Origin of the sequence: Actinokineospora diospyrosa (assembly GCF_024171925.1) — a bacterium.
Taxonomy (GTDB): Bacteria; Actinomycetota; Actinomycetes; order Mycobacteriales; family Pseudonocardiaceae; genus Actinokineospora; species Actinokineospora diospyrosa.
Map to the genome: position 1 here is coordinate 167,876 of NZ_JAMTCO010000008.1, position 14,772 is coordinate 182,647.

A 14,772-nucleotide genomic window follows, 5' to 3' on the forward strand; every position below is an offset into this window, starting at 1 on the left:
TGCACCCTGGCCGCCGACTGGCCAGGGTGTCCCGGTGCGACTACTGGTCAACTTCGTCTACTGCTACCCGGTCGGGCACGCCGTGGAAGCGCTGCACTACGCGCACGGCTACCACGTCGCCAACCCCGACGCCCGGATCTCGGTGGCCCTCAACGCGGCCACCCCGGTCGAGTTGGCCTCGCTGTGCCCCTTCATCGACGAGGTCTACCCGGTGCCGGTGGACGTGTTCGACGGTGACGCCACCTTCGACCTGTCAGCCCTACCGGCCGACTTCGACCACTACCTCAACGACGTGCGCGGCTTCCTGCCCGACCAACGCGCGATCTTCCCCGGCCTGGCCGCCTACTACGACGCCTCCAAGCGTCACTTCACCGGCGAGTTCGGGATCGCTGGCCACAAAGGCCCCGCCTACGCGCCTGGCGAGCACCTAAGGTTCACCCTCACCCCGGAGCCCCGGGGCAATGCACCGCGGATCGCCATCCTCCCCGGCGGTAGCGCCGACCGTTCGCTCTATCCGTCGGTCCGCTCCTGGGAAGCCATCGCCAGCGCACTCGTTGACCGATTCCCGGATGCCGACTTCCTGATGGTCGGCAAGCTCGCCGCCGACGGGCGGACAGCAACGACCTATAGCGCCGTGGAACTCCAGCGGATCCAGGACGCGCTACCTCGGGTCAGCTCGGTCCTCGACGCCCCGATCGTCGACCAGCTGCGCGCCGTGGCCGCCTGCGATGTCCTGGTCTCGCCGCACTCGGGGTTCGGCATGGCCGCTCTGGCGGCGGGCACGCCGTGGCTCACCATCGCGGGCAACAAGTGGCCGGAGTACTTCTTCAACGGCGTCCCGTTCTACTCCGTGCTGCCTGACGTCACCCGGTATCCCTGCTACACGATGCTGGGGCCCGATCCGGAGCCGATCGACGACGACGGCCCCCGCTCGCCGAGCATGTGCCACCAGCGGATCACCGAGGACCTCCCCGAGATCGTCGAGGCCGCCGGTCTGCTGGTCGAGAAGAGGGTGCCGTACCGGCAGGCTTTCGCCGACCACCTGGCGCGGATGTCCGCCGTGGGTGGCGTGCCGTGGTCGATAGACAGCGTGCACCTGGGCTAGGCAGGGGCGTTCGCTGGGCGGGCAGTGGTGTCCAGTGTGGATCCGATGTGGCGGAGAACGCTCCCAAAAGGGGTCGCGTCGGCCCCCACCGGCCGGTGAGGATGAGGTGGTGACTGGTGTGGCTTCACCCTCCGCCCCTGTCCGAACCCCTTCGTTGCTCCCCCTGGCCACCACCACGGCCTCGGTCGGGGTGGCCTCGGCGCTCGCCGTGCCGTTCCTCCCGCTGTTCCTCACCGAGGAGATCACCGCCGACCCGGTCGCGCTCGGCGGGTTCCTGCTGGCCGGTCCCATCGCGAGTGTGCTGGTCAGCAGCCTGTTCGGCAGGCTGTCGGACACCAGGGCGATCCGCCGTCCGCTGATGATCGGTGCGGGGCTGGCTGGCGCGCTCGGCTACGGCCTCTACACCGCCACCCACGACTACTGGGTCCTGTTGGTCCTCTCCGTCACCGTCGTCGCGGCGAGCACGTCGCTGATCTCGCAGGTGTTCGCCTATGCCGGGCTCGTCCTCGACCGGTCCGGCTCGACCCGCGCGCCGCTGATCATCAGCACTCTGCGGATGCTCGTGTCGCTGTCCTGGGTCGCAGGCCCACCCCTGGCCGCGCTGCTGGTCTCGGTCGCTGGCTTCACCGGCCTGTTCGCCGTCGTCGCCTGCTGCTACGCCCTGGTCGCCGCGGTCACGACCCGCCTACCCGAACCGGGAGCCGACCACCGGACCAACACCGCGGAGCGGGTGGCACCGGGGGCCAGGCGTCGACTGTGGTTCGCCGTGCCCGCGTTCGTGCTGATCCAGGCCGCCGGGGCGTTGGGGATCATGGCGCTGCCGCTGTTCGTCGCCGCCGACCTCGGGGGAGGGGCGGCGGACGCGGGGCTGGTGATGGGGCTGTGCGCCGCCCTGGAGATCCCGCTGATGCTCGGCTTCGGCGCGTTGGCGGTGCGGACCAGCCAGCACCGGCTCGTCCTGGTCGGCATGGCGTTCGCCGTGGCCTACCACGCGGTCGTGTTCGCCACGACCGACATCTGGCAGGTCGCGGTCGCCCAGGTGCTCAACGCGGTGGTGATCGCCGCGGTGATGGGTGTCGGGATCTCCTACTTCCAGTCCCTCGACCCCAGCCGTCCCGGGGCGGTCACCGCGCTGTTCGGCAATACGACCGTCGCCGGGACGATGATCGCCGGGCCCCTCTTGGGCTTAGCGCAGCAGTTGGGCTACCGCAGCGCCTACCTGATGTGCCTGTCTATGGCCGGGCTGGGCCTCTTACTGCTCGCGTTGGCCCGGCCCCCGACGCCGTCAGCTAAGAGCGGCCTCGGTCATGGTGAGGGTCCCGTCGTCGGCGTCGAGGATGGCGTCGACGCCGAGCGGGATGGTGAGCTGGCCGGGGCAGTGCCCGAACCCCAGTTCCCACACCATCGGCAGCCCAAGACCGCCGAGTAGGTCCTCGGTGACGGTGTAGATCTCCGCCAGCTCCCCGCAACCGACCCACGAACCCAGCGCGATCCCCGACACCCCGGTGAACCACCCGGCCCGCAGCAGTTGGGTGAGCATCCGATCGATCCGGTACGGCGCCTCGTTCACGTCCTCGAGCAGCAGGATCGCCCCGTCCGGCGGCGGGTGGTGGTCGGCCACCCCCAGCCCGGCCGTGATCAGCGACAGGTTGCCGCCCACGGTGATCCCACGCGCCACCCCGTGCCCCGCGGTCGCCGTCGACGGGCCGATGAGCCGCTTCACGCTCTCCGGGTAGAACAGCGTGTCCTGCAGGTGCCGCCGCGCGTCCGCGTCGAACAGCCGACCGGCGATCATCGGCGAGAACAGCGTGACCAGGCCCAGCCGGGTCCCGATCGCGTCGTGCAGGCAGGTCGCGTCGCTGGACCCGGCGAAGATCTTCGGGCCCGCCTGAGCCAGCTCCGACCAGTCGAGCAGGTCGAGCACCCGTTGCCCGCCGTACCCGCCGCGCGCGCAGATGACCGCCTCGACCTGCGGGTCGCACCAAGCGCGCTGGAAGTCGGCGGCGCGGTGGTAGTCGCTGCCCGCCAGGTACGGCAGCTTCGGGTGTCGGTCCAGGACGTGGTCGCCGACCTGCACCGTCAGGTCCCACGACTCCAGCACGGCGATGCCCTCGGCCAGCAACACCGGGTCCACCGGCCCGGACGGGGCGACCACGGCGACGGTGGACCCGCGCCGCAACCTGGGTGGGTGAGCGCGCCTCACCGGTGCAGCTCCACCGCAGGCGCGTCGGTCTCGAACCCGAACACCTGCCCGTAGAACGACAGCTCCGCCTCGTGCGCGGCGATGATCGTCGACGCCGCCCGGAACCCGTGCTGCTCGCCCTCGAACGTCAGGTACGCGTGCGGGATCCCCGTGCCGTCGAGCGCGGCCACGAACCGGTTCGCCTGCTCCGGCGGGCACACCCGGTCGCCGAGCCCTTGCAGCAAGAGCACCGGACCCGCGAGCCGGTCGATGTGGTTGATGGGGGAGCGCTCGGCATAGAGCTCACGGTGCTCTGGCAGCGTCCCGACGAGGCTCTCCAGGTAGCGCGACTCGAAGTCGTGGCTCTCGGCACCGCCATCTGCCCACGGTGAGAGATCCAGCATCGGGTAGCTCAAGGTCGCGCACTGGAAGATGTCCAGCGTCGTCATCGCGGCCGCGGCGGTCCACCCACCGGCGCTACCGCCGCGGATGCCCACCCGGTCCGGGTCGGCGAGCCCTTCCTTGATCAGCACGGTCGCCACGGTCGCGCAGTCCCGCACGTCCGCGACGCCCCACTGCCCGTTGAGCAGCTCCCGGAAGTGCCTGCCGTGCCCGGTCGAGCCCGCGTAGTCGACCGTCACGACCGCGAAACCACGGCTGGTGAAGTACGCGATGTCCACCTCGAGAGCGGGCACGCAGTGCGCCGTCGGACCGCTGTGCGGGTACACCAACAGCGGCGGCGTCTCACCGGGCGGACCGGCGAAGTCCGGGTTCGTCGGCGGGTAGAGGTACGCCGGGATCCGGTACCCCTCCGGCGAGTCGAACACCCGGGCCTGCGGCAACGGCAGGTACTCCAGCGCGGGCAGCGGGGCGGGGGAGTCGAGCTCGGTCAGCTCGCCGGTCGACAGGTCCAGCCGCACCGGCGTCCAGTCCGCACGGGGGCCCGCAGCCGAGGCGACGACCACACCATCGGTGCCCGCGTCCAGGTTCGACCACGCGGACAGGTCGGCATCGACCTCGGTCACCGTGCCGGAGCGCTCGTCGAGGATGGCCAGGCGGTTGGTGCGCAGCACCGCGAACCGGCCCCGGCCCAGCTGCCCGAACCACCGGTACCCGAGCTGCCACAGCGGCCCGCCGAGCTCGTGCTCGCCCGCCGCCAGGTTCACCACCGTGCCGTCCAGGCCGACCCGGTGCAGGTTCCACCAGCCGTCGGGGTCGGTCATCGCCAGCAGCGAGTCCGCCGCCTCCCACTCGACCTGGCACACCGCCTCGCGCGGCCCGCCCGCGACGACGCGGTGCGGTCCCAGCACGCCCTCGTCGGTGATCGCGGCCACGCACAGCTCGGTGCCGTCCCACGGCATGTTCGGGTGCTCCCACCCCAGCCACGCGGCATGACGCCCGTCAGGACTGGGCTGCGGCGACGACATGAAGTGGTGAGTACGGCCCAGGACACGGGCAGGGCTGCCGTCCAACGGCAGGGCTACCAGCTCCCGGTAGTCCGACTCGTCCTCGCGCACGCACCAGACCTCGGTGCCATCCGGCCCCGCGACCAAGTCGGTGTAGCGCCAGCCCTGCGGCGTCGACGGCTCCGCCGAGATCGGCTTCGGGTCGGTGCCCTCGCGGTCGGTCAGGTACACCCGCTGGTCGTCCCAGTTGGTGAACACCACGCGCTCGCCGAGCACCAGGTAGGGCATGCCGCCGTACTCGTGCACCCGGTTGCGCACGTTCCACGGCGCCTCGAGCACCCGCCGGACCCGCGCGCCGTCGTGCCGGAACAGCGCCGATCGGCCGCCTTCCAGCGGCTGGCCCTCGGTCCAGAACACCTCGGCGCCGACCCGGCGCACCCAGGACGGCGCACTGCCCGCCCTGGCCACGTCGGCCGCGCCGAGCGGGGACACCCACGTACCGTATGGAGCGATCTTCGACACAGGCAGGACCCTACAGACCCCGCTGTGGTGGCCCGATACGGTGGACCGGTGCGGGGACAGCGGTGGGTACGGCCTGCTCGCCGCGGCGTTGTCCCATAAGGTCGGAGGTGCCATGGCCCGTGTCATCCACGTCTTCCGTCAACCCGACCGCTTCGTAGCGGGCACCGTCGGGCAACCCGGTGACCGCACGTTCTACCTGCAGGCCGTCGAGAACGTCCGCACGGTGAGCGTGACGATCGAGAAGCAGCAGGTCGCCGTGCTCGCCGAGCGCATCGGCTCGCTCCTGGAAGAGGTCCACCGCCGCTTCGGCGCCGAGGTCCCCGACGGGGTGCCCGACACCGACCTCGACGCCGAGCCGCTGCAGGTGCCGGTCGAGGAGGAGTTCCGGGTCGGCACCATGGGCCTGGGCTGGGACGCCGAGACCCGCGCGGTGGTGATCGAGCTGCTGGCCGCGACCGAGGGTGAGGTCGACGAGTCGGTGGTGCTCGACGACACCGAGGAGGGCCCGGACGCGGTGCGGGTGTTCCTCAGCCCGACCGAGGCCCGCGCGTTCGCCGACCGGGCCGACCGGGTCGTCAACGCCGGGCGCAAGCCGTGCCCGCTGTGCGGGGAACCGCTCGACCCGCTCGGTCACGTCTGCCCCCGGCAGAACGGGTACCGCCGCAGCGACGAGGACTGAGGCGACCAGTGCTGCCCACCGACCCCGGCGTCGGCGAGTTCCTCGTGCGCGGTTCCCTGGAGATCGAGGGCAGGCTGGTCGACGCGTCCAACGCGACCCTGCTCTGCGGCATCGAGGCCGACGGCGTCGTCGCGCAGTGCGTGTACAAGCCGGTCCGCGGTGAACGCCCCCTGTGGGACTTCCCCGACGGCACCCTCGCGGGTCGTGAGGTCGCCGCCTACCTGGTGTCGGTGGCGGCCGGTCTGCCGCTGATCCCGCCGACGGTGCTGCGCGACGGCCCGTTCGGCCCCGGGATGGTGCAGCTGTGGATCGAGACCAAGGAGGGCGACGACCTGGTCGACGTGCTGCCGCCCGACGAGGTGCCGCAGGGCTGGCGCGCGATCCTGCACGCCCACGACCGCTTCGGTGACCCCGCGGTCTTGGCGCACTCGAACGCGTTACCGGTGGCGTTGCTGTCCGCGCTGGACATCGTCATCAACAACGCCGACCGCAAGGGCGGTCACGTCCTGCACGGCACCGACGGCGGCGTCTACGGCGTCGACCACGGCATCAGCCTGCACCAGGACCACAAGCTGCGCACCGTGCTGTGGGGCTGGGCGGGGGAGGCCCTGCCGGACGAGGCGGTCGACGCGCTGCACTCGCTCAACGCCGCCCTGCGCGGACCGCTCCCGGCCGACCTCGCCGAGCACATCACCCGCGCCGAGATCTCGGCGCTGAGCACCCGGGTCAAGGCGCTGCTGGCGGCCCCGGTGTACCCGGTCCCGGACGAGGACGGCCGCCCCATCCCGTGGCCCGCCTTCTAGCGCCCTCCCGCTAGCACCCCCTTCACCAGGCGTTTCTCTTCGCCTATCCCCCATGAACTCACTATTCACTATTGACTATCAAGGTAACCGATAGTGGGTCTTGGCCGGTACCGGGAGGAGGGTGAGAAAAGCGCCAAGACAGGGGAGGGGGCCGCTCTGGCGGCGAGGTGACGCCGCACGGGCGCGGCACCGGGTGGGGTTGGCAACGCGGCTGCGCTCGTGGGACTCCTGGCCCTGACGAAGTGGCCGCGGTGCTGGCGTTCGCGAGCGACGCCGACCGGTAGGCCGATCCGAGGAGCCGACCTACCGGTCATGGCGGCCAACGCGCCGAATCCGCGATTGACGAGGTCGGAGCCTCGGCTGCCGGACCGCTGCTGCGGCCGTCAGTGAGCTGATGGCACTACCGGCAGCAGCGACGGTCCCGAGGTCGGGTAGCGCTGCCTTGCGCGGCCACCCCTGGGCGGTGCTTGGCGTTGCTGGGTTACTCGCGGGGGAGGGCGGCGTGTCGCTCGAGGAAGCGCGCGACGTCGTCGGCGTCGTCGAGGGGGAGGGGGTAGACGGTGAGGCGGGTGACGCCTAGAGCGGCGTAGCGGTGGGCTGCGGTTGCGGTGACTTCGACCAGGTCCACCTGCATGAAGTTGATTTCGAGTTGGCCGAGGTGGGCTGGGCGTTCGACCTGGTCGGCGGCGCGGGCCAGGCCGCGCAGGTGTTCGGCGAGGGCGTCAGGTGATGAGCCGGTTCCGAACCAGCCGTGGCCGCGGGCGACGGCTCGGCGGAAGGCCGCGGGGCTGTGGCCGCCGACGACGACGCGGGGGCCGCCGGGCGTGACCGGGCGGGGGTTGGCGTCGAGGTTGTCGAAGGACACGTGCTCGCCGTGGAAGGCGACCGGCGCGGGGTCGTTCCACAGTGCCCGCAGGACGTCGATGTACTCGTCGGTGCGGCTGCCGCGTTCGGACATCGGCACGCCGAGCGCGGCGAGTTCGGGCTCCAGGTAGCCGCCCGCAACGCCGAGCAGGAGGCGGCCGCCCGACAGCACGTCCAGGCTCGCGGCCTGCTTGGCCAGTACCAGCGGGTTGCGCTGCGGCAGGATCACGATGCCGGTGCCGAGTTCGATCCGCTCGGTCAGCGCGGCCACGTAGGTCAGGTGGACCAGCGGGTCCAGGATCGGGTCCTCCGGCGCCATCGGCGACTCGGGCACCCGCGGGCTGGGCAGGACCACGTGGTCCCCGCACCACCAGGACCGGTAGCCGAGGTCTTCGGCCAGCCCGGCCAACCGCGCGGTCTCGGCCGGTCCGAGCGTGGCCTTCGCACTCAACCCGTACACGCCTGGCTCCACGAGCGGACACCTCCGGTTGATCTTCGATGTGGCCCCCGATTCTCGGCGCGCCCACCCGGTTCGGCCAGAGGGTCCACCGGAGTCTCCGGTCACCCCGACCACCGTCTCCCCTCATCTCAATATTCACTATTAGCTATCAAGATAATAGAAGGTGTACCAATCCGGGCACGCCGGAACCTCAGAACCTCCAGCCACACAAAACCCGCACCAGACGACAGGGCCTCGGCGTGGCTGGGGAGCGGGGGCGGAGCGGGTCGCTACGGTGGCGGCCGTGCGCTCTCAGGGATACGGGGACATCACCTCTGGCAGGCCGCGGCGGCAGGTGCCGGAGGTGATCGCCGAGAACGGGCTCGTGGTGGAGGACCCGGCCAGCGGGTTCTGCGGTGCGGTGGTGCGGTTCGAGTACGGCAACGTGGTGCTGGAGGACCGGCAGGGTCGGCATCGGCTGTTCCCGTTGGCGCCCGCGGGGTTCCTGGTGGACGGCAAGCCGGTGACGTTGGTGCGGCCGATGCCCGCCAAGGCGGCGGTGGCGCCGAAGCGGTCGGCCTCAGGGTCGACGCGGGTCGAGGGGCTGCGGGCCAGGACGGCGAAGGCGAGTCGGATCTGGGTGGAGGGCATCCACGACGCCGAGCTGGTGGAGTTGGTGTGGGGGCACGACCTGCGGGTCGAGGGTGTCGTGGTGGAGCCGTTGGACGGGGTGGACAACCTCGTTGAGCGGGTCGCCGAGTTCGGGACCGGGCCGCACCGGCGGTTGGGGGTGTTGGTCGACCACCTGGTGGCGGGCAGCAAGGAGTCGCGGATCGTCGCGGGGGTGCGCGACGAGCACGTGCTGGTGACCGGTCATCCCTATGTGGACATCTGGCAGGCGGTGAAGCCGTCGGTGCTGGGGATCGCGGCGTGGCCGGTGGTGCCGCGGGGCGTAGCGTGGAAGGACGGCGTGTGCGCGGCCCTGGGCTGGGGTGACCCGGCTGACGGGTGGCGGCGGGTGCGCTCGGCGGTGTCGGGGTTCCGGGACCTGGAGGCACCGCTGGTCGGCGCGGTCGAGCGGTTGATCGATTTCGTGACCGACACCGGTTCGGTGTGATCGGGGCCCGGTCCCGGGTCCGATCTGCGAGGATGATCGCATGGCGGCACTGATCTGGCTCGTCGGCGGGCTGCTGCTGATCGCGGCGGAGGTTCTGTCCGGTGATTTCGTGCTGGTCATGCTCGGTGTCGCCGGGTTGGCTGGCGCGGGCGCGGAGGCGTTGTTCGGGGTGCCGCTGCTGAGCGTGGCGGTGTTCGCGGTGACGTCGTTGGCGTTGACGACGTTGGCGCGGCCGGTGTTGCGGCGCAGGTTGGGTGGGGCGCACGTGCGCGACAACGTGGCCGCGCTGGTGGGGGAGCGGGCGGTCGTGGTGGCGCGGGTGGATGAGCACGGTGGGCGGGTGAAGTTGCGCGGGCAGGAGTGGTCGGCCCGCGCCTTGGACGCCACGCAGGTGTTGGAGCCGGGAACCCCGGTGACGGTCATGGAGATCGCCGGGGCGACCGCGGTGGTGTGGGCTGACCAGTAGGTCGGGTTGGAGGCTGTGGTGGACGTCGGGCTGATCGTTGGCGCCGTGGTGGTGTTCTTCGTGTTGGTCGTCATGATCAAGTCGATCAAGGTGATCCCGCAGGCGCAGTCGGCGGTGATCGAGCGCCTGGGTCGGTTCCGCACGGTGGCCGAGCCGGGGTTGAACTTCCTGCTGCCGTTCATGGACCGGATCCGGGCGCGGATCGATCTGCGCGAGCAGGTGGTGTCGTTCCCGCCGCAGCCGGTGATCACGCAGGACAACCTGACGGTGTCGATCGACACGGTGGTGTACTTCCAGGTGACCGATTCGCGGGCGGCGGTCTACGAGATCGCGAACTACATCATCGCGGTGGAGCAGTTGACCACGACGACGCTGCGCAACGTGGTCGGTGGGATGAGCCTGGAGGAGACGTTGACCTCCCGCGACCACATCAACGGTCAGCTGCGCGGGGTGCTCGACGAGGAGACCGGGCGGTGGGGGATCCGGGTGGCCCGGGTGGAGTTGAAGGCGATCGACCCGCCGCCGTCCATCCAGGACTCGATGGAGAAGCAGATGCGCGCGGACCGGGAGAAGCGCGCGATCATCCTGACCGCGGAGGGCCAGCGGGAGGCGGCGATCAAGACCGCTGAGGGGTCGAAGCAGAGCCAGATCCTGGCGGCCGAGGGCGCGAAGCAGGCGACGATCATGGCCGCTGAGGCGGAGCGGCAGTCGCGGATCCTGCGGGCGCAGGGTGAGCGGGCGGCGCGGTACCTGCAGGCGCAGGGTCAGGCGAAGGCGATCGAGAAGGTGTTCGCGGCGATCAAGGCGGGGCGGCCGACGCCGGAGGTGTTGGCGTACCAGTACTTGCAGACGTTGCCGGAGATGGCCAAGGGTGACGCGAACAAGGTGTGGATGATCCCGACGGACTTCGGGAAGGCGTTGGAGGGGTTCGCGCGGCAGTTCGGGATCAAGTCCGACGACGGGGTGTTCCGGTACGAGCCCTCTGAGGAGGCGGTGTCGTCGCGGCCGCAGTCCGATGAGGAGGAGGTGGCGGAGTGGTTCGACACCTCGACGGATCCGGAGGTCGCGAGGGCGGTGCGGGCGGCTGAGGAGGTCGCGCGCAAGGAGGTCGACCCGCCTGCCGCTGGTTTGGTGCCGCCGCTGCCGTAGCGCGGCTGTCGGTGGTGGGTGTTTGAATGCTGGCATGGGTGTGTTGACGGACTACTTCCGTGCCGCGGATGCCGGTGTTGTCGTGCGGTACCTGGAGCTTTCCGAGGCGGCGTCGCCGGTCGGGGAGTTCGACGGGGTGCAGGCGAAGTCGGTTGATCCGGATGTGGTGTTGGGTCAGTTGGTGGCTGCGGCGCTCGGTGGGTCCTATGAGGACCTGGATTCGCGGCCGGTGTGGCCGACGTCGCCTCCGCCCACGGATGTCCCCGAAGAGGGTGATCCGTGGGCTGAGGGTCCTTGGGTGTCGGAGCTGGATGCCCCGGTCAGGGATGCGCTGGCCGGGGTGTCTGATGTGGCCGCGGTGACGGCGGTGTGGGTCGAGGCCGAGGAGGTCTTCGGCGAGGCTGCCGAGTGGGAGCCGTTTGTGGCCGAGTTGGTGGCTTTGGCGCGTCGTGCGCGCGACGCTGGTGAGTCGTTGTTCTGCTGGGTGTGCCTCTGATGGGTATTGAGTTCGAGTACTTCAGGGCTCCTGATGTGGCTGCGGTGCTGCGTGGGGTGTCGGATCGGGTGACGTTCCCGGCTTTCGATGGTGTGTCGGCGAAGTGGTTCGCGCTCGATGGTGTGGTGGACCGGTTGGTGGGGTTGACCGGGCACGAGGTCGTGGAGCGGCGGGTGTGGCCGAGCAGCCCGGAGCCGGAGGGGCCGGTGCCCGCTGGTGACCCGTGGATGACGGGGCCGTTCGTGTACGAGTGGGACGCCGGGACCCGGGACGCGTTAGCCGGCGTGTCGGATGTGGACGCTGTGGCGCGGCGGTGGGCGTCGCAGGAGGAGTTGGACGACCCGGACGCGGTGGTGGTGTGGGTCGGTGCGCTGGTGCGGGTGGCCCGGGCGGCGCGGGACTCCGGTGAGGTGTTGTTCTACGCGATGTTCATGTGACTGGTGCGCGGGTCATTCGGTAGGTGAAGTAGTCCACGGTCCAGTCGTCTCGGGTGTGTTGTGTGGTGGCGAGGGTCTGGCTGGTGAGGCCTGCGGCGGCGGCCCGGGTGTGCAGGTGGTCGAGGTCGCCGGAGGTGCCGAAGAAGATGAGCAGGCGTGCTGTGTCGGTCATGTGCGCGCTGACCTGGGCGAAGAAGGTGTTCATCGCGCGGTAGTGGTGGTCGGTGGTGGCTGTTTCGAGGGTGTCGCGGGGGGCGAACCAGCGGAACGGCGGGTCGAAGATGATCAGGTCGAAGCGGCCGTCGACGGCGCTGAAGACGTCGCTGTGGCGGGCGGTGAGGGTGACGCCGTTGCGGGCGGCGTTGGCCCGGGTGGTGGTGATGGCGCTGGGGTTGGTGTCGACGGCCAGGACCTCGCGGGCGGTGGCGGCGGCGAGGATGGCGTTGACGCCGCTGCCGGTGCCCATGTCCAGGACGCGGTCGGTGGAGCGGACCTCGTCGAGGACGGCTTGGCCGAGCAGGTGGGAGGTGCCGGTGATGGGGTGCACGTCGGGTGGGATGTGCAGGGTGCGGCCGAGGTAGTCGACGGTGTGGTCGGGGCGGGTGGTGGAGTCGCGGTGGGCGGCTTCGTGCCAGCGCCGGATGCGTGCCACGTGGTCGTCGGGCAGCGAACTCCGGTGTGGCGGGGTTTCGTGGTCCACCTCTTGACCGTATTCGGCCGCGCACCTGGGTTTCGGCGTGCTATCTGTGTGCGGTGCTCGAGTACGTCACGCGGGTCTTGGCGCGGTTGGACATCGGTTGGCGGGTGAAGTTGGTCGAGCCGGGGCCCGGTGAGGTGCGGGTGACCGTGGGGGACGACCGGGTGTCGGAGGTGGTGTACCTGGCGTTGACGGTGCCGTTGGCGGACGCGGTGGCGGCGATGGCGAGTCAGGTGCAGGACCACGCGATCGAGGCGTACTGGGGTCGGGCGTTGCCCGCGTGTCCGGGGCACCAGCACCCGTTGTCGCCGCGGGTGGTCGGGTGTGGTGTGCGGTGGGTGTGTCCCCGGGATCCGGCGCACCACAGCGAGGCGCTGTTGTGATCAGGCCTGGTGTGGTCAGGCGGTGGTGAGGCGGACGTCGCGGAAGCCGCGGGCGGTGGCGACGCGTTCGGCTTCGGCGGTGAGGTCGCGGGTGGTGCCGGTGAACGGTTCGACGGTGATGGTGAGGGTTTTGCCGCTGGTCTTGGTGCGCCAGATGCCGACGATCTCGCCGCGGTCGAGGACGGCGCCGGGGTTGCCGATCATGCGCCAGAGGCGTTTGCGGTGGGTGTCGTCGGGGACGATGAGGGCGCGGTCGCGGGTTTGCAGCCACGGGTCGAGCGGGGGCAGCAGGCGCAGCACGTCGGGGTCGGGTGCGGTGCGCAGGGCGTCGAGGTCGGTTTCGGGGAACCAGCGGCCGTCGCCGAGGTCGATGAGGTCGTCGGGCCAGACGGGTTTGACCTGGGTTTGGGTGGTGTCGAGGAAGGCGGCGACCTCGGCGGTGGTGGCGGGGCCGTGCAGGCGCAGGTAGGCCTCGATGACGGGGGTGGCGCCGGTGCTGCGCTGCGGTACGGGGTGGCGGTCGGGGAGTGGGCGTAGTCGGGTGGGGCGGGTGTCGGCGTGGACGCTGATGCCCGCGAAGAGGCCGATGATCTGGAAGAGGCTGCCGTAGATGTGGGTGGCGGCGCAGACGGTGCAGTCGTAGGCGTAGGGCGCGGGGAGTCGGGCGGTGATCTCGGTGCTGACCTGGCCGCGGGGTTTCTCGGTGTCGACGGTGTCGCGCATCGCGTGGGCGGCGGCGGTGTAGGCGTCGAGGCCGGGGATGCCCGCGCGGCGCAGTGCGGTGCCGCAGCCGCTGAGGCGGGCGGTGGCGTCGGCGTCGGTGCGCGGCCACAGGGCGGTGGCGAGGTCGGGGATGTCGCGGGTGCGCAGCAGGTGTGGGGCGCCGCGGTGGGCCCAGGTGGTGGTGAAGCCGCGCAGTGGTGCGTCGGTGGGCAGGCGGGCGGCGAGGGCGACGTGGGGTGAGCGGCTGCCCGCGTCTTGGACGCCGAGGTCGAAGACGGCGAGTGCGGTGGGGTCGGTGGTGTCGCGGTGCAGGCCGTGGCGGGCGACGCGGTAGGCGAGGACTTGGGCGCGGGTGGTGGTTGCCATGTCAGTCGATCCGGATCACGTGGTGGGTGGTGACGGGGCCTGGGGTGGCGCCGCAGCTGGCGGGGCGGTCGGGGCCGGTGTGGTGTTCGGCGATGGTGACGCGCCAGCCGCGGCCGTCGACGTGGGTGACGGCGACGCGCCAGTGGCCGTCGTCGTCGAGTTCGGGGTCGCGCACGCGCAGGACGTCGGGGTGGGTGGTGTTGGTGAGGTCGCGGACGGCGAGTTCGGCGGTTTGTCCGGCGGGGGGCCAGGTGGAGCGGCCCCGGCAGCGGTCGGTGCGCACGGCGGTGCCGGTGAGCAGGGCGCGGGCGCGGTCGGTGGTGAGGTCGCCGTAGGTGTAGCCGGTGGGTAGCAGTAGCCCGGTGGGGGCGAAGCGGTGTCCCCCGATGTGGGTGCATTCCCAGACGGCGTCGCCGTGGGTGGTGGCGAGGTCGGCGACGATGGGGCGGCCGCGGACGGCGCAGCACAGGTCGCGGCGGCCGTTGGTGCACACCAGCAGGACGGGCCAGGTGACGGGTTCGCCGAAGCCGCCGACCTCGCCCGCGCCCGCGGCGGGGAAGTCGAGGTCGAGCAGGAGTTTGGGGTCGGTGAAGGTGTCGCGGCGCAGGAAGGCGCGGCCGGGGGTGGTGTGGGCGAGGTAGACCTGGCGGGGGGTGGGGCGGTGGCGGTCGGGGTGGGGGCCTGGGCGGCGGATGAGGACGACGCGGACGCCGGTGCCTTTGGCGCGGGCGGTGAGTTCGGCGGCGACGCCGGTGTCGAGGTGGCTCTGGGTGAGGGCGTCGCGTCCCCAGGGGCCGGGTTGTTCCAGGCACAGCCAGGTGGTGGCAGTCGCGGCGCTGCCAGCGAAGGGTTCGTCGAGCGCGCGCGACACCGCGGAGCAGGCGGTGGCGGGCAGCGCCGGGGGAGTGGTCGCCATCGGCACAAGGCTCTCACGGAAG

15 protein-coding genes and 1 pseudogene are annotated in these 14,772 nt (G+C 71.2%); 10 read left to right on the forward strand and 6 right to left on the reverse strand.

Annotation, left to right across the window (positions count from 1 at the left end):
• Positions 1-34: 34 nt before the first annotated feature.
• Complete coding sequence (locus LV75_RS16890; RefSeq protein ID WP_253887873.1) at positions 35-1,105, forward strand: glycosyltransferase family 9 protein; 1,071 nt, start codon at positions 35-37, stop codon at positions 1,103-1,105.
• Between the two features lie 118 nt (positions 1,106-1,223).
• A pseudogene (locus tag LV75_RS16895) lies at positions 1,224-2,345 on the forward strand (sugar efflux transporter); the annotation flags it as partial.
• 45 nt (positions 2,346-2,390) lie between these two features.
• On the opposite strand, the gene LV75_RS16900 reads toward LV75_RS16895, so the two are convergent.
• Positions 2,391-3,308 carry a S66 peptidase family protein gene (locus LV75_RS16900; RefSeq protein ID WP_253887874.1) on the reverse strand — a complete coding sequence of 306 codons (918 nt, stop codon included), beginning with the start codon at positions 3,306-3,308 and terminating at the stop codon, positions 2,391-2,393.
• On the reverse strand, positions 3,305-5,215 hold the full coding sequence (locus tag LV75_RS16905; protein ID WP_253887875.1) for a dipeptidyl-peptidase 5: 1,911 nt from the start codon (positions 5,213-5,215) through the stop codon (positions 3,305-3,307). The genes LV75_RS16900 and LV75_RS16905 overlap by 4 nt, the downstream gene beginning before the upstream one ends.
• A gap of 112 nt (positions 5,216-5,327) precedes the next feature.
• Between LV75_RS16905 and LV75_RS16910 the strand changes: the two genes are divergently transcribed.
• A complete protein-coding gene (locus LV75_RS16910; RefSeq protein ID WP_253887876.1) occupies positions 5,328-5,894 on the forward strand; it encodes a DUF3090 domain-containing protein in 567 nt (188 codons plus the stop codon).
• An 8-nt stretch (positions 5,895-5,902) separates the two neighbouring features.
• A complete protein-coding gene (locus tag LV75_RS16915; protein ID WP_253887877.1) occupies positions 5,903-6,697 on the forward strand; it encodes an SCO1664 family protein in 795 nt (264 codons plus the stop codon).
• A gap of 481 nt (positions 6,698-7,178) precedes the next feature.
• On the opposite strand, the gene LV75_RS16920 is transcribed toward LV75_RS16915, so the two are convergent.
• Positions 7,179-8,021 carry an LLM class F420-dependent oxidoreductase gene (locus LV75_RS16920; protein ID WP_253887878.1) on the reverse strand — a complete coding sequence of 281 codons (843 nt, stop codon included), beginning with the start codon at positions 8,019-8,021 and terminating at the stop codon, positions 7,179-7,181.
• 283 nt (positions 8,022-8,304) lie between these two features.
• Here LV75_RS16920 and LV75_RS16925 point away from each other — a divergent pair, with 283 nt between their 5' ends.
• From LV75_RS16925 to LV75_RS16945, 5 genes are read left to right on the forward strand one after another with little or no spacing between them, the layout of a single operon-like run.
• Positions 8,305-9,117: a DUF3097 domain-containing protein gene (locus LV75_RS16925; RefSeq protein WP_253887879.1), complete on the forward strand. Its 813-nt coding sequence runs from the start codon at positions 8,305-8,307 to the stop codon at positions 9,115-9,117.
• Between the two features lie 40 nt (positions 9,118-9,157).
• Positions 9,158-9,583 carry an NfeD family protein gene (locus LV75_RS16930; RefSeq protein ID WP_253887880.1) on the forward strand — a complete coding sequence of 142 codons (426 nt, stop codon included), beginning with the start codon at positions 9,158-9,160 and terminating at the stop codon, positions 9,581-9,583.
• 15 nt (positions 9,584-9,598) lie between these two features.
• Positions 9,599-10,732, forward strand: coding sequence for an SPFH domain-containing protein (locus tag LV75_RS16935; RefSeq protein WP_372504192.1), 1,134 nt, complete (start codon positions 9,599-9,601; stop codon positions 10,730-10,732).
• 34 nt (positions 10,733-10,766) lie between these two features.
• Positions 10,767-11,228, forward strand: coding sequence for a hypothetical protein (locus LV75_RS16940; protein WP_253887881.1), 462 nt, complete (start codon positions 10,767-10,769; stop codon positions 11,226-11,228).
• Entirely contained in the window at positions 11,228-11,665 is a 438-nt protein-coding gene (locus tag LV75_RS16945; RefSeq protein ID WP_253887882.1) for a hypothetical protein, read from the forward strand. The genes LV75_RS16940 and LV75_RS16945 overlap by 1 nt, the downstream gene beginning before the upstream one ends.
• On the opposite strand, the gene LV75_RS16950 is transcribed toward LV75_RS16945, so the two are convergent.
• Positions 11,658-12,365: a methyltransferase gene (locus LV75_RS16950; protein WP_253887883.1), complete on the reverse strand. Its 708-nt coding sequence runs from the start codon at positions 12,363-12,365 to the stop codon at positions 11,658-11,660. The genes LV75_RS16945 and LV75_RS16950 overlap by 8 nt on opposite strands.
• A gap of 53 nt (positions 12,366-12,418) precedes the next feature.
• On the opposite strand from LV75_RS16950, the gene LV75_RS16955 reads away from it, so the two are divergent.
• Positions 12,419-12,745, forward strand: coding sequence for a hypothetical protein (locus LV75_RS16955; RefSeq protein WP_253887884.1), 327 nt, complete (start codon positions 12,419-12,421; stop codon positions 12,743-12,745).
• Positions 12,746-12,760: 15 nt separating this feature from the next.
• On the opposite strand, the gene LV75_RS16960 is transcribed toward LV75_RS16955, so the two are convergent.
• Positions 12,761-13,834 (reverse strand): DNA glycosylase AlkZ-like family protein, encoded by a 1,074-nt coding sequence (locus tag LV75_RS16960; protein WP_301319323.1) that lies wholly within the window; start codon positions 13,832-13,834, stop codon positions 12,761-12,763.
• Between the two features lies 1 nt (position 13,835).
• Complete coding sequence (locus LV75_RS16965; RefSeq protein WP_253887885.1) at positions 13,836-14,750, reverse strand: ferredoxin family protein; 915 nt, start codon at positions 14,748-14,750, stop codon at positions 13,836-13,838.
• Positions 14,751-14,772 lie beyond the last annotated feature (22 nt).